The sequence below is a fragment of the Bacillus sonorensis NBRC 101234 = KCTC 13918 genome, from assembly GCF_001592005.1.
Lineage (GTDB): Bacteria > Bacillota > Bacilli > Bacillales > Bacillaceae > Bacillus > Bacillus sonorensis.
In genome coordinates this window covers 49783-63649 of sequence record NZ_BCVZ01000014.1, presented here as the reverse complement: position 1 = coordinate 63649, position 13867 = coordinate 49783, and the positions used below count along the sequence as shown (strand labels likewise).

Sequence of the window (13867 nt, the reverse complement as noted above, 5' to 3'; positions counted from 1 at the left end):
CGCTTTAAAAAAGTCTGATTTTTATAAAAATAGTTAATTAATTCAAAAGACGAAAAACGATCAGAAGTGGTACAGTTGGCTTGATTCACGATGGGAGAAATGAAAAGGGGGATATCAAGCGTGAAGAAAAGCTGGCTGTTGATCGCTGCACTGCTGCTTTGTTTAATGGTTTCCGCCTGCTCGGGCAATCAGGCGAGCGGAGGGGGAGAAAAAGGCTACGTCGGAATTTCAATGCCGACAAAATCATCGGAACGCTGGGTGTATGACGGAAAGTATATGGTGAAAGAATTTGAAAAACTCGGGTATAAAACAGATCTTCAATATGCGGAAGATGTAGTCGAGAACCAGGTATCGCAAATCGAAAACATGATAACAAAAGGTGTCAATGTGCTCGTCATTGCTTCAATTGACGGGGAAGCGCTGACAGATGTCCTTGAAAAAGCGAATAAACAGGATATCAAGGTTATTTCTTACGACAGGCTGCTTATGAACAGCAAGCATGTCGACTATTATGCGACATTTGACAATCATAAGGTCGGTCAGCTCCAGGGGAAATATATTGAAGAAAAGCTTGGTTTAAAAGACAAAAAAGGGCCGTTTAACATCGAGCTGTTTGCCGGGTCGCCCGATGATAACAATGCGCATTATTTCTTTGACGGGGCAATGTCTGTATTGAAGCCCTACATCGATTCCGGAAAACTGAAAGTCTTAAGCGGCCAGACCTCTTTTGAACAAGGGGCGACATTGAGATGGGACGGCGCGACCGCGCAATCGCGCATGGACAATCTGCTAAGCGCCCATTATACAAAGGCGAAGCTTGATGCGGTGCTTTCACCATATGACGGGATCAGCATCGGAATCATTTCCTCATTAAAGGGAGCCGGCTATGGAACGGATAAAAAGCCGCTGCCTGTCATCACCGGGCAGGATGCGGAGCTTGCTTCCGTCAATTCGATCATAAAAGGCGAACAGACGTCAACGATCTTTAAAGATACGAGAGAACTGGCGAAAAAAGCCGTTGAGATGACGACATCTGTCTTAAAGGGCAAAAAAGCCGAGGTTAATGACACAAAGACATATGACAACGGGGAAAAAGTCGTCCCGTCTTATTTGCTTGAGCCGGTCGTCGTTGATAAAGAAAACTATCAAAAGGTTTTGGTCGACAGCGGCTATTACAAAGAATCGGAATTAGGGAAGTGATGCCATGTCAGATGTCATTTTAGAGATGAGAGGAATCACAAAAGAATTTCCCGGCGTCAAAGCGCTTCATAACGTGCATCTGCGCGTCAAAGCGGGCGAAATCCATGCGCTGTGCGGGGAAAACGGCGCGGGCAAATCGACGCTCATGAAGGTGTTGAGCGGTGTCTATCCTTGTGGAACGTATACGGGCGATATTTTATACAAAGGAGAGGTCTGCCAGTTTAAAAATATTAAGCAAAGCGAGGAAGCGGGGATTGTCATCATCCATCAAGAACTTGCACTGATCCCCGGACTTTCTATTGCGGAAAATCTCTTTTTGGGAAATGAACAGGCTAAAAGCGGTGTGATCAACTGGAGGAAAACAAAGCTGGAAACGCTCGAATTGATGAAAAAGGTCGGCCTTCAGGAATCGCCGGACACGCTGATTTCCCAAATCGGCGTCGGAAAACAGCAATTGGTCGAAATTGCGAAAGCGCTGGCAAAAAAGGTTCAGCTGTTGATTTTAGATGAACCGACGGCCGCTTTGAACGAGTCTGACAGCGAAAATTTGCTTCAGCTTTTATTGGAGCTGAAAAAACAAGGGATTTCCTCGATTATGATATCGCATAAATTAAATGAAATTACGAAAGTGGCGGATTCGATTACTGTGCTCCGTGACGGACAGACGATTGAAACGCTTAATGTCAAAAGCGAGCAATTGACTGAAAACCGGATCATCAGGGGCATGGTCGGCCGGGAATTGCAAAACCGCTACCCTGACAGAAACGCCGAGATCGGAAAGGTCATCTTTGAAGTAAAAGACTGGACTGTGCACCATCCTCTTCGACAGGATCGGAAAGTGGTGAAAACCGCTAATCTGTCCGTCAGAAAAGGCGAGATCGCCGGAATCGCCGGATTGATGGGATCGGGAAGAACAGAGCTTGCGATGAGCATTTTCGGCAGATCCTACGGAAAAAACATTTCCGGCACGCTTAACAAAGACGGCCGGGAATTGACGCTCAGGAATGCCGGGGAAGCGATCAAAAACGGCATCGTTTATGTCACTGAAGACCGCAAAGGCAACGGATTGATTTTAATGGACAGCATTAAAGAAAACATCACCCTGGCAAAATTGGAAAAGGTATCACACCGCCTTGTGATGGATGAGCGGAAAGAAAAACATGAAGCGGAAGCGTTCCGCAGGAAATTAAACATCAAGACGCCGGACGTCTATCAGCAAACCGGAAACTTGAGCGGGGGAAATCAGCAGAAGGTCATGCTGAGCAAGTGGATTTTTTCAGAGCCTGATGTGTTAATTCTCGATGAGCCGACCCGGGGAATTGATGTCGGGGCCAAATATGAAATCTATACGATCATCAATCAGCTGGCTGAGGAAGGAAAAGCGGTGATTATCATTTCTTCAGAACTCCCTGAGCTGCTTGGCATGTGCGACAGGATCTATACGATGTGCGAAGGGGCGATCACCGCCGAATTCGCCAAAGAAGAAGCCGATCAGGAGCTATTGATGAAATACATGACAATACGGATGGAGAGAGGGGGAGAGGCGTATGCAGACACCGGTGCAAACCGATAAAGACCGGGGGCAGCCCGGATATTTACAGCTGTTTCGCGACATGTATAAACAGAACATCCGGAAATACAGCATGGTGATTGCGCTCGTGTTTATCATGCTGCTCTTTCAAATACTGACGGACGGGATTTTGCTCAGGCCGCTGAACATTACCAATCTCGTACTGCAAAACAGCTATATTCTTATTTTGGCGATCGGGATGATGCTTGTCATTATCACAGGGCATATTGATTTATCGGTCGGTTCGGTGGCCGCTTTCGTCGGCGCTGTATCGGCGATGATGATCATCGAGAATGACATGCCGATCTTTGCCGCTGTCGTACTGTCGCTTTTATTGGGCGCGGTGATCGGCGCCTGGCAGGGTTTTTGGATCGCTTATGTGAAGATTCCGGCATTTATTGTAACGCTGGCGGGGATGCTTCTGTTCAGAGGGCTGACGATGATCGTTCTTGAAGGCAAGTCGATCGCGCCGTTCCCCATTTCCTTTCAGCGGATGGCCTCCGGGTTTATCCCGGACTGGCTGAACGGGGGCGCTTTTCATCTGACGACGATTGCGGTCGGGATCGTGGCTTCGGTTATATATATCGTGTATCAGCTGCAGCAAAGAAACATGCAGAAAAAATTTCAGTTTGACATACAGGGAAAAGGGCTGTTTGCTGCCAAAGTATTTTTTATCATCGCCATCATCAATCTGTTCACTTACATTCTCGCAACCTATGAAGGGATCCCGCTTATTTTGATCACGCTGTTTGTCTTGATAGCCGGCTATACATTTGTCATGAAAAAAACCGTAGCCGGGCGGAGAATCTATGCGATTGGCGGGAATGAAAAAGCGGCCGAGCTGTCCGGGGTCAAAACAAAACGGCTGACGTTTATGGTCTTTGTCAACATGGGGGTTTTGGCCGCGCTTTCGGGGCTTATCTTTGCCGCGCGTCTAAATGCGGCGACGCCGAAGGCGGGGAACCTGTTTGAGCTTGACGCCATCGCGGCCTGCTTCATCGGCGGCGCCTCGGCCTACGGCGGAATCGGCACGATCGGCGGAGCGATTATCGGCGGTCTTGTCATGGGCGTCATGAACAACGGCATGTCCCTGCTCGGTCTCGGAATTGACTGGCAGCAGGCTATTAAAGGACTTGTTCTTCTCATCGCCGTCGCTTTTGATATATACAATAAAAATAAAGTATCGTAATGAAAACATCTCCTTTCGGATTGAGAAAGGAGATGTTTTTGTCTGTAAAAAACATAAATGCTTATTTTTTAGGAGGCTATTTCTTTAAGTCTATAAAATATAGCTGATCAGCTTGAGGAAACCGTTCACCAATTTAAAAAGCATTCAAGAGGTGGCGGCAAATAACATAAAAAAACCTGTTTTTGAACAGGCAAAAACAGGTTTCTATCATTAGCTCTGCTGGACGGAGTGATCATGTTCAAGCGTGCTGCTGATCTTTTTAGGCTCAGGCAGCAGGATGTTCAAAATGCTTGCTCCTGCCAAAATGATGATCGACAAATAGAAAGACAGAGAATAGCTGCCGGTTTGGCTGTACCACACGCCCGGCAAATAAGCCCCGAGCGCTGAACCGATCTGGTGGCTGAGAAACAGCCAGCCGAGAATAAACCCGACGGAATACTGCTTGAAATACTGGGTCGCGAGCATTTGCGTCGGTGCGACGGTCGCAAAGTCAACCAGGCCAAACAAAATCGCGAACCCGAGCAGGAGAACGGGCTGATGGCTTGACAGCAGAATGACAAGGGACAGCGCCCGCACGGCATATAGAAAACATAAGATTTTTCGGCTGCTCCAGCGGTCAGCGACGACCCCTGATATTAAAATGCCGATGATGTTAAAGCCCGCCAGAAGGCTGACAGCCGCGCTGGTGACTCCGGTTGAAAAACCGTGGTCATGTGAAAATGGAATCAGATGGGTATCCATTAATCCGGTTGTCGTAAATCCGCATATAAAAAACGGCAAAATGAGAAACCAAAATTTTTTGCTGAAAAAAACGGCCCGGTACGGAATTTGGTTGTTATCAGCTGGTTCGCTTTTCGTACTTTCCTTATTCGCCCCTCCAATCGGCTGCAAGTTTTTTTCGGAAGGACTATTTCTCAAAAACAATAAGACGATCGGAAATACGATCAGGATTAAGAAAATCCCCAGCACGATCACAGTGATCTTCCAGTTGAACCAGTGAATCAGCATCAAGGACCCCGGCACGAGAAGCATCTGCCCCGCGCCAAACCCCGCTTCCATAATGCCGAAGGCAAGGCCCCGTTTTTCATTAAACCAATTTGTCACAATTACGGTTGAAGCGACATTCGAGGCTCCGCCGACCCCAAGGGAAGCGATGATGCCGTAAAGGATAAACAGCTGCCATGGAGATGTGACAAGATATGTAAAAAAGATGCTCAAGCCCACCAGCAGCGTGCTGAACGACAAAATGACCCTCGGGCCAAACCGGTCGACCAGCCTTCCGATTACAGGCTGAGAAACCCCGTAGATAATAAAGCTTAGCGTGGAAATGAGTGAAATTGTCCCTCTGTCCAGCGAAAATTCTTCCTCCCACGGCTGGATAAAGGCCCCGAATGAAAGGCGGACTCCCTGAACGGCCAAAAGCGTCAAAAACGTCACAAAAACGATAATCCAAGCATAGTGTAATTTTCGTTTCATAAATCCTCCCGTATCATCAGTCTAATTCTCTGTCCCATCGTTCCTCTTGGAGCCGCTGCCCCCATAACGGCGCCTCATCTTTGACTTCAGTCAGTCTGAATCCGAATTTTTCATATAGAGGGCGGGCTTCAGCCATTGTGCTGACTGTCCAAAGAAAGATCCGTTCAAATCGCATTTCCCGGCAATAATCGATGAGCTCCCCGAGCAGGCGGCTGCCGACTCCCTGATTGCGAAAAGCGGAATCGACAAGGAACCATCTGAGCTGCACTGTCCGATCATCGTGCTTGACAAGTCCGACGCATCCCGCGAACCTTCCCGCACTTTCGGCGATCCAAATTTTTTCGATGTCGGCGTCAAACGTTTCTTGCAGATAGTCTGAAAATGTCTGGTCCCACCCGTGCGCCTCGGCATAAAATGTCCGCTGTTTTTCAATCATCAGCTTTATATCGTCTGATAGATAGTAATCCCTAATTGAAATCGTGTTTTCTTGCGGCGACAGCTGCTCTGACAATATGCTTTCGACCGTCTGCATCGCCCGGGCAAGCTGTTCCTGGCTTTTGGCGTCCACATGCTTGAGCATATATTCGATTTGCTGATTTGCTTTCGTCTCCAGTTTTTTATAAATCGTTTGGCCGAAATCCGTTAAATACAGGTAATGGTTGCGGCTGTCTTCCTCGCTTTTTTCCTTGTAGAGGATGTTTTCTCTTTCAAACCGCTTGATGATTCTGCTCACATAGCCGCGGTCAAGGTTGAGCCTGTCTTGAAGAAGCTTGGCCGTGCAATGGGGGGTGTTTTTGATCTCAAATACGATCCGTGTTTCCGTTAAAGAAAACGGACTGTCGTAAATATGTTCATTTAGAAAACCTAGAACATTTGTGTAGAATCGATTGAACTTTCTGAATTCTAATGTGATCGAATGGTCGACTTCCGCCATATTGAGAACCTCTCTCCCTTAAATAGTTGCTTGAATCAATTATAATAAAATAGTTGATTAAGTCAAGTATATATATGGCAGCAGGTAGAGGGTCATTCCGTTTTTGTAGACAATAACAATTATAGAATATATTTTACAAATATTCCATAAAATCCGGCGCTGCAGGGCAGGAAAGCGGACAGACGGAATCGTATATAACCTAACAAACGGACAATCCCGCAACATACGAACCTGTTTTTTGAAAGCGTTCCACTTAATAAACACCGCTGTCATCGCGTTCCAAGAATATGATGAAGAAAGGATGAATCGCGGATGGTGACACCATTTCCCCCGATTAGCCGGAAAGTTCCCCGATTACTGCATGGAGCCGACTACAACCCGGATCAATGGCTCAAATATCCCGATGTGTTAAAAGAGGATATCCGCTTAATGAAGCTGTCCCGCTGCAATGTGATGTCTGTCGGTATTTTTTCCTGGGTTTCCCTCGAGCCTGAAGAAGGAAGGTTTACATTTGACTGGCTTGATCAAGTGCTGGATTCTTTTGAAGAAAATGGCATATATGCGTTTTTGGCTACGCCGAGCGGCGCAAGGCCGGCATGGATGTCAAAGAAGTATCCGGAAGTACTGAGAACGGAGCGAAACAGGGTTCGCAATCTTCATGGAAAGCGGCACAACCATTGTTATACTTCACCTGTCTATCGCCAAAAAACGGCGATTATGAATGGAAAGCTTGCAGAGCGGTATGCCCATCATCCGGCTGTCATCGGCTGGCATATTTCCAACGAATACAGCGGAGAATGCCATTGTGATTTATGCCAGGCCAAATTCAGAGAATGGCTGCTGGCGAAATACAAAACGCTTGATCAGCTTAACCATGCATGGTGGACGGCATTTTGGAGCCATACCTATACCGATTGGGATGAGATTGAATCGCCTGCTCCCCACGGCGAAGACGCCGTGCACGGGCTGAATTTGGACTGGAAGCGCTTTGTCACCGATCAGACGGTTGATTTTTGCCGCCATGAAATCGCCCATGTCCGCTCTTTTCATCCGGAACTTCCCGTCACAACGAATTTCATGGGGACATACGCCGGTCTGAACTATTGGAAATTCGCAGACCTGCTTGATGTCATATCTTGGGACTCATACCCGGCGTGGCACAACAATCGCCAGAAAGAAAGCGAGCTGGGCGCCGACATTGCGTTTGTCCATGACATCAACCGCTCCTTAAAAGGCGGCCGGCCGTTCATGCTGATGGAAAGTACGCCAAGCATGACAAACTGGCAGGATGTCAGCAAGCTGAAGCGTCCGGGGATGCATGAATTATCTTCACTGCAGGCGATCGCCCACGGATCTGATACCGTGCAGTATTTCCAATGGAGGAAAAGCCGCGGATCAAGCGAGAAATTGCATGGTGCTGTCGTCGACCATGAAGGATCAGAGCATACGCGCGTCTTTCAAGATGTCAAAAAGCTCGGTGAAAAGCTCGCCAAGCTTGATGAAATCGCCGGTACGACAGTGGAACCGGAAGTAGCGGTCATATTTGACTGGGAAAACCACTGGGCGCTGGAAGATGCCCAGGGGCCGCGCAATATCAGCCTTCATTATGAACGCACCGTTAAATCGTTTTATCAGCCGTTTTGGGAGGAAGGGGTCCCGGTCGATGTCATTCATATGGATGGTGATTTCTCACAATATAAGCTTGTGATTGCGCCGATGCTCTACATGCTGAAAAAGGATACGGCCAAACGGATCGAGCGGTTTGTTCAAGACGGCGGTACATTTGTTGCGACATATTGGTCAGGGATTGTTGATGAACATGATCTCGCCTTTCTCGGCGGCTTCCCGGGCGGGCTGAGAAAAACGCTCGGCATCTGGTCTGAAGAAATCGATGCCCTTTACGATGGACAGAAGAACACAGTTGTGATGGACAGCGATAACCGGCTTGGATTGAGCGGAAGCTATGAAGCGTCTGAGCTTTGCGACTTGGTACATTTGGAGGGAGCCGAAGCGCTCGCCTTTTACGACAAAGATTTTTACGCGGGGCGGCCGGCCTTGACAGTCAATCTGTTCGGGGCAGGAAAAGCCTATTATATCGCATCGAGAAATGAAGCGTCTTTTCAGAAAGCTTTCATATCCAAGCTGATTGAAGAAACCGGGATCGCAAAGGTGCTCGACACAGATCTTCCGGACGGTGTTACAGCCCAGCTTCGCACAGACGGCAAGCATGACTATGTTTTTCTTCTGAACTTTACAGAAGAAAACCGGAGCGTCGCCCTTCCTGATGAAACATATACAGATATGCTGAAAGGGACCCGCAAGAAAGGCACTGTCAAATTGCCTCCGTATGGAACCGTCATTTTCCGCCGGAGCCGTCAGGCGGAATGAAAGATCAAAAACATCCGGAGAACGCTTCTCCGGATGTTTCAAATTCACCGTTAATTTGCGCGGTTTTTCAAGGTGCGCGGGTTGACCTGTTCGTTTAGATTTGGAATAGAATGCAATGATTTTGCGATTTTCTCCCAAGAGACGACTTTGAAATTCTGGTTTGCCAATTGGCCGTTTTCGATATTTTCACCATCCTGGGCAACAAAGATTCCATACGGATATTTCTCGCCCAGCCCGAAACCGAGGACATCGATTCCATCTGTATCGCTTGTCCCGTCGATTTGTTGGCCGCCTCCGATCGAAAATGCGCCGAGATATTCATGATTTCCCCGCCGGTCGTAAATGGCATACCTGTTATCGCCCTGGCTTGATGCAAGCAAATATCCTTTGCCGTCTGCTCCATAATAAATGGTCAGTCCTTCAATATCGGCGGTCAGATGTTTGCCGCCTGCACGGTCGATGATCTTTCCATCTTGACCGCCATTCGGCTCGGCGCTGAACTCCCAAAGCGCAACATCCTCCTCTGCGATGTACAATGCGCCATATTCATCGTCTGCCACAACTCCTTCCGTCTGGGAGCCTATTTGAAACGCACGGACTTTTTTGCCTTCAACTTGTCCTTTGCCGTTATCGAACAGCTCGTATTGTTCAAATTCGCCGTCCTTTCCCGTTACCATCGCATAGAACTTACCCGTTTTTTGGCTGTGGTATAAGCTGAATCCATAGACTTCGTTAATGGACGTTTTGATTGGTTTGTCCGGATTGACGATGTTTTTTAATTCGCCCTTGTCTCCGTTAAAAGCGTATATTTCTATTGTGTTTTTTCCGGCTGACCTGTTGGAAGCGCCGGCAATATCGACTTTTTTGCCTCCGAGTGGAAAATCGTAGCGAAGGTCGACATTGTTTAATTTTCCAAATGAATAGGAAGAGAGTTGTTTTCCATCCAGATTGTAAACTATTAAGCCGGATTTTTTGTTTGTAGTAATCAATTTGCTTTGTTCCGGGTGTTTTGGATGAACCCAGATGGCCGGATCATCTGCCGCGTCATCAGCGGTTTTCACCGGTTCCGTCTCCATATCGGCAGTCACTGTAAAATCGTTTATGGCAGCTGCCCTTGCATGCGGCGCTCCGCTCCATGAAGGAACGAAAATTGCTGCTGCAAGAGCTGAGGCTGTGATCGTTTTGTAAAGGTTTTGTTTCATGTTCTATCCCCTCCTTTATGATGACATTCATGTTAGCAAATTTATGTAAGATCAAGTTTAAGAAAGTGTGAATTTTTGATCAAAATTCTAAAATAAACCAATATGATCATGCATATTGAACTAATGTCACATGATCGTCTGTGCTATTTGAATCGCTTGCCGCGGCTGCTGTGTATCAGAATTCCCGGCCTTTTTACAGGCAGATCCTGATTCATCGGGGAAAGCTTCGGAATAGGAAACCCTGCGATCGATTTTTTGATAGGCCGCTTCGGAGTTCTTATGCTGAGGGTGTCTTATACAGGCATATGTCAAGGGGGAACATGAAAAAAGAAAAGCAGACTGCCTTAGAGACAGCCTGCCGTTTTTTTGTTAATTAACGCCTTTCATAAATTTTTGAATTTTAGGAGAAAGCATAAACAGAATCAATCCTAATAAGATTGATATACCTCCGATGACGCCGAAGTAGGCGATTTCGGTATCTGCGCTGTAGTACTTGACGATCTGCGCGTTAATGGCCTGCGCAGAAGCGTTTGATAGAAACCACAGGCTCATGGTCTGCGCGGAGAAAGCGGCCGGAGCAAGCTTTGACGTTGCAGATAAACCGACTGGAGAGAGGCACAATTCCCCAAGCACGACAATCAGGAAGCTGAGTACGAGCCACATTGGATTTGCCAGTGACTCAGTGCCGTTGATATAGGCAGGGAAAATCATCACGATGAATGACAAGCCGGCCAATATCAAACCGAGTGAAAATTTCGTCGGTGTTGACGGCTGGCGTTTTCCGAGACGCATCCACAGCCACGCAAAGACCGGTGCGAGCACGACGATAAACAGTGGATTCAAAGATTGAAACCATGATGATTGCAATTGCAGTCCCATAAATTCTAAATGAGTCCGTTTGTCCGCATATGTCGCTAAAATATTGGAACCCTGCTCCTGGATCGCCCAGAACATCATCGATGCGACAAACAGCGGGATATAGGCGATAAGCCGTGATTTTTCATCGCTTGTCGTTTTCGAGCTGTAAAACATCACGATGAAATAAAGCAAAGGAATCAAAATGCCGAGAATGCTGACAAGCATCGTAAACACGCTGATTGTCAAAATGCCTTTTGAGATCAAATAAGCGCCGATGATTGCAATAACAAGAACACCGAGGCCGATGCGGCCGAACACTTTTTTCCGCTCAGATGGTGCCAGCGGGTTTGGAACGGTCTTTCCCGCAGGTCCGAGATTTTTCTTTCTCGTCAGCAAATAGGTGACAAGTCCGAGGAACATACCGATGGCGGCAAGGCTGAACCCGAGATGGTAATTATAAGTTTGGCCGACTGTGCCGACAATAAGAGGCGCCAGAAATCCACCCAAGTTAATTCCCATGTAGAAAATACTGAAGCCGGAATCGCGGCGTGTATCTTCAGAGCTGTACAGGTCGCCGACAACGCTTGAAACGTTTGGTTTCAGAAGGCCTGTCCCAATAATGATCAAAAACATGCTGGCGAAGAAAGCGGGTACGCTGCCTGGGAAAGCGAGCAGAATGTGGCCGAACATAATGAGCACACCGCCGTAAAATACGGTATTTGCCGTTCCCAGCAGCCTGTCCGCAATCCAGCCGCCGATGATTCCCGACATGTAGACGAGGGAGCCGTATACGGCCATGATGCTGTTGGCCGTGGCCTCATCAAAGCCGAGGCCGCCTTTATTAATTTCAGTATACAAATAGTAGATAAGGATCGCTTTCATTCCATAATATGAGAAGCGCTCCCAAAATTCAGTAAAAAATAGAGTGAAGAGTCCGCGGGGATGTCCAAAAAACCCCTTTTGCGGAATGTTTTGAATACTTTCATTTTGATGATTAGACATTCGCAATACTCCTTCTTTTTCTGAGCTTATTATAAAAATCATATTCTTATATAATGATCCTGTCAATAGATCGCAAATTGATTTGATGATCGAATAGGACATTAGGCTCTTTTTGTAAAAGCGCTTTACATGCGGTGAAAAAAAGATTTTGGAAATCCGGTTCGATATAAAGATTTTTTGATAAAATTTTATCTATTTTGTACAAGCGAATGTTACTAGATTGCCATATTAATAAGAAGAGTGGATTTTCCTAAAAGGAGGATGGATGTACATGCCAGATCGGCAACTTGAAGACATGACCATGATCATTGCCGATGTGACGAAATTCGGCGCCGTCGGCGACGGCAAAACGGATAGCACGAAAGCAATCAATGAATGTCTGGACTGGACAAAATCTATGGGGCTGCATACAGTATGGATACCGAATGGAGTCTATTTGATCGACGGGACGTTGAACGGCGATCCCGGATTCCCGTTTCGAAACGGGGGAATCAATGTTCCAAGCAACATTTCAATCCTGATGGATGCCGAAACTGTAATAAAAATCAAACCGAACAGCTCATGGGGGTACTCTGCTTTTTATATAGGAGGTGAATCAAACGTCAAAATAACCGGAGGCGCCATTATAGGCGACAGGGATGAACATACCTATACGGCATCACCGAGGCCGACGCATGAGTGGGGCTTCGGCATCTGTGTCGAAGGAGCGTCAAACGTGCTGATCGAAAATGTGAGAATCGCAGATTTTACCGGCGACGGCATCATCATCAGCGCCGGCGGCCAAGGCTACAAATCTTCAGAGCGTGTAACGGTAAGAAATTGTGAAATCAGCCGTTCCCGCAGAAACAACATCTCGATGACAGGCTGTGACGGCGTTTTGATTGAAGGTTGCAGCATTGTGGATGCAGGAACCGGGAATGGAACGTCCCCGCGGTTTGGAATCGATATTGAAGGGTACAGCGAAGGAGCTGTCATCTACGAAAAGCCCGTCAATATTATCATTCGCAACAATACCTTTAAAGGCAATGTAAACAGCGCGGTTACAAATTTCAACGGAGCCTCTGTACGTATTGAAGGAAATCAAACAGACGGCACCATTTCCTACGGATATGGAACCGGGACGATCATTTCCGGTAATATAATCGAAAACAATCCCGAAGTTTCGGGGCAGAATACGGGCATTTCCGGCCAAGGGGCAAACACCTCGGGATCGACCCGCGAAGCGGTGATTAAAGGAAACCTGATCAGCGGCTTTTCGACAGGAATTGATATCCGCGGGGAAAACGTTTTTGTCTCAGGCAACAAAATCATCAATTTTGAAAATGCGGGCATCTCCGTTTATCAAGCAACAAACGTCTTCATCGAAGGAAATGATATTAAAAATGGCGTACCGGAAAAAAAGATGAGCATCGGCCTCAGCATGACCCAATCAGTCAATATCACCTTTTCCAATAACAACATCGCCAATGTGATCCTTGCGGTGAGAAGCGAAGCGGACGACGCGCATATAAAACAAAACGTCATCACCCGGTTCTCGAGAGGAATATGGATATCACAAGGCAGTGCAGTCATCGATGGAAACTTTATTTCCCCGGCATCTTTTCAGATTGTCCCCGAATCCTATTCAATATCTGTCACAAATCAAGCCTCCGCTGTCATACAGAATAACAGCATCAGCGGTTTTACCAATTTCCCGATTTATTGTTCAACTGAAAAGCAAACGAAACTGATCAGGAATACGATTGAAGATTCCCCGCTTGTCGTCACGATTTATATCACCAATGGGACTCATGAAATCGTCGGCAATACGATTACTCTTATGAGGGCGTCTAGACCGGCCGTCATTCTCTACCTTACCCAATCATCAGGCACAGCCATTATGAACAATACCATCCGCAGCCGTTCGGCAGACGGCATTACAGCCATTCAAACGAATACCTCAAGACAATCCATGATCCTCGGAAACACGATTGCGAAAGGGACGATCCAGAGTCATCAGACAGATGTCGTAAGCGGCAATGTCATTGTATGAAAAACAAGGCTCCCAT

The 13867-nt window shown here is 47.0% G+C and carries 9 protein-coding genes; 5 read left to right on the top strand and 4 right to left on the bottom strand.

Features of this window, described 5'->3' with window-relative positions:
- Nucleotides 1–120 precede the first annotated feature (120 nt).
- The 3 genes from chvE to mmsB are packed head-to-tail and all read left to right on the top strand — an operon-like array spanning nucleotide 121 to nucleotide 3959.
- Complete coding sequence (gene chvE, locus BTR1S_RS15000; RefSeq protein ID WP_006638665.1) at nucleotides 121–1200, top strand: multiple monosaccharide ABC transporter substrate-binding protein; 1080 nt, start codon at nucleotides 121–123, stop codon at nucleotides 1198–1200.
- Nucleotides 1201–1204: 4 nt separating this feature from the next.
- Nucleotides 1205–2773, top strand: a complete 1569-nt coding sequence (gene mmsA, locus BTR1S_RS14995) for a multiple monosaccharide ABC transporter ATP-binding protein (protein ID WP_029418933.1) — start codon at nucleotides 1205–1207, stop codon at nucleotides 2771–2773.
- A complete protein-coding gene (gene mmsB / locus BTR1S_RS14990; RefSeq protein WP_006638667.1) occupies nucleotides 2748–3959 on the top strand; it encodes a multiple monosaccharide ABC transporter permease in 1212 nt (403 codons plus the stop codon). The genes mmsA and mmsB overlap by 26 nt, the downstream gene beginning before the upstream one ends.
- A 210-nt stretch (nucleotides 3960–4169) precedes the next feature.
- On the opposite strand, the gene BTR1S_RS14985 is transcribed toward mmsB, so the two are convergent.
- Nucleotides 4170–5435, bottom strand: a complete 1266-nt coding sequence (locus BTR1S_RS14985; RefSeq protein ID WP_006638668.1) for an MFS transporter — start codon at nucleotides 5433–5435, stop codon at nucleotides 4170–4172.
- Between the two features lie 16 nt (nucleotides 5436–5451).
- A complete protein-coding gene (locus BTR1S_RS14980) occupies nucleotides 5452–6369 on the bottom strand; it encodes a bifunctional helix-turn-helix transcriptional regulator/GNAT family N-acetyltransferase (protein ID WP_006638669.1) in 918 nt (305 codons plus the stop codon).
- Nucleotides 6370–6681: 312 nt separating this feature from the next.
- Here BTR1S_RS14980 and BTR1S_RS14975 point away from each other — a divergent pair, with 312 nt between their 5' ends.
- On the top strand, nucleotides 6682–8757 hold the full coding sequence (locus BTR1S_RS14975) for a beta-galactosidase (protein ID WP_029418934.1): 2076 nt from the start codon (nucleotides 6682–6684) through the stop codon (nucleotides 8755–8757).
- 50 nt (nucleotides 8758–8807) lie between these two features.
- Here the strand turns inward: BTR1S_RS14975 and BTR1S_RS14970 are convergent, their stop codons facing one another.
- Both BTR1S_RS14970 and BTR1S_RS14965 read right to left on the bottom strand, forming a co-directional pair.
- The gene (locus BTR1S_RS14970; RefSeq protein ID WP_006638671.1) at nucleotides 8808–9959 is read right to left on the bottom strand and encodes a phytase; all 1152 of its coding nucleotides are present in this window, start codon (nucleotides 9957–9959) and stop codon (nucleotides 8808–8810) included.
- A 369-nt stretch (nucleotides 9960–10328) separates the two neighbouring features.
- The gene (locus tag BTR1S_RS14965) at nucleotides 10329–11819 is read right to left on the bottom strand and encodes a peptide MFS transporter (protein ID WP_006638672.1); all 1491 of its coding nucleotides are present in this window, start codon (nucleotides 11817–11819) and stop codon (nucleotides 10329–10331) included.
- 295 nt (nucleotides 11820–12114) lie between these two features.
- Between BTR1S_RS14965 and BTR1S_RS14960 the strand changes: the two genes are divergently transcribed.
- Nucleotides 12115–13851 carry a right-handed parallel beta-helix repeat-containing protein gene (locus BTR1S_RS14960; RefSeq protein WP_029418935.1) on the top strand — a complete coding sequence of 579 codons (1737 nt, stop codon included), beginning with the start codon at nucleotides 12115–12117 and terminating at the stop codon, nucleotides 13849–13851.
- The last annotated feature ends 16 nt before the right edge of the window (nucleotides 13852–13867 follow it).

Bases quoted from the DNA above. Each gene is read 5' to 3' on its own strand.
- mmsA (WP_029418933.1), top strand. From the start codon at position 1,205: ATGTCAGATGTCATTTTAGAGATGAGAGGAATCACAAAAGAATTTCCC.
- mmsB (WP_006638667.1), top strand. From the start codon at position 2,748: ATGCAGACACCGGTGCAAACCGATAAAGACCGGGGGCAGCCCGGATAT.
- BTR1S_RS14985 (WP_006638668.1), bottom strand. From the start codon at position 5,435: ATGAAACGAAAATTACACTATGCTTGGATTATCGTTTTTGTGACGTTT.
- BTR1S_RS14980 (WP_006638669.1), bottom strand. From the start codon at position 6,369: ATGGCGGAAGTCGACCATTCGATCACATTAGAATTCAGAAAGTTCAAT.
- BTR1S_RS14975 (WP_029418934.1), top strand. From the start codon at position 6,682: ATGGTGACACCATTTCCCCCGATTAGCCGGAAAGTTCCCCGATTACTG.
- BTR1S_RS14970 (WP_006638671.1), bottom strand. From the start codon at position 9,959: ATGAAACAAAACCTTTACAAAACGATCACAGCCTCAGCTCTTGCAGCA.
- BTR1S_RS14965 (WP_006638672.1), bottom strand. From the start codon at position 11,819: ATGTCTAATCATCAAAATGAAAGTATTCAAAACATTCCGCAAAAGGGG.
- BTR1S_RS14960 (WP_029418935.1), top strand. From the start codon at position 12,115: ATGACCATGATCATTGCCGATGTGACGAAATTCGGCGCCGTCGGCGAC.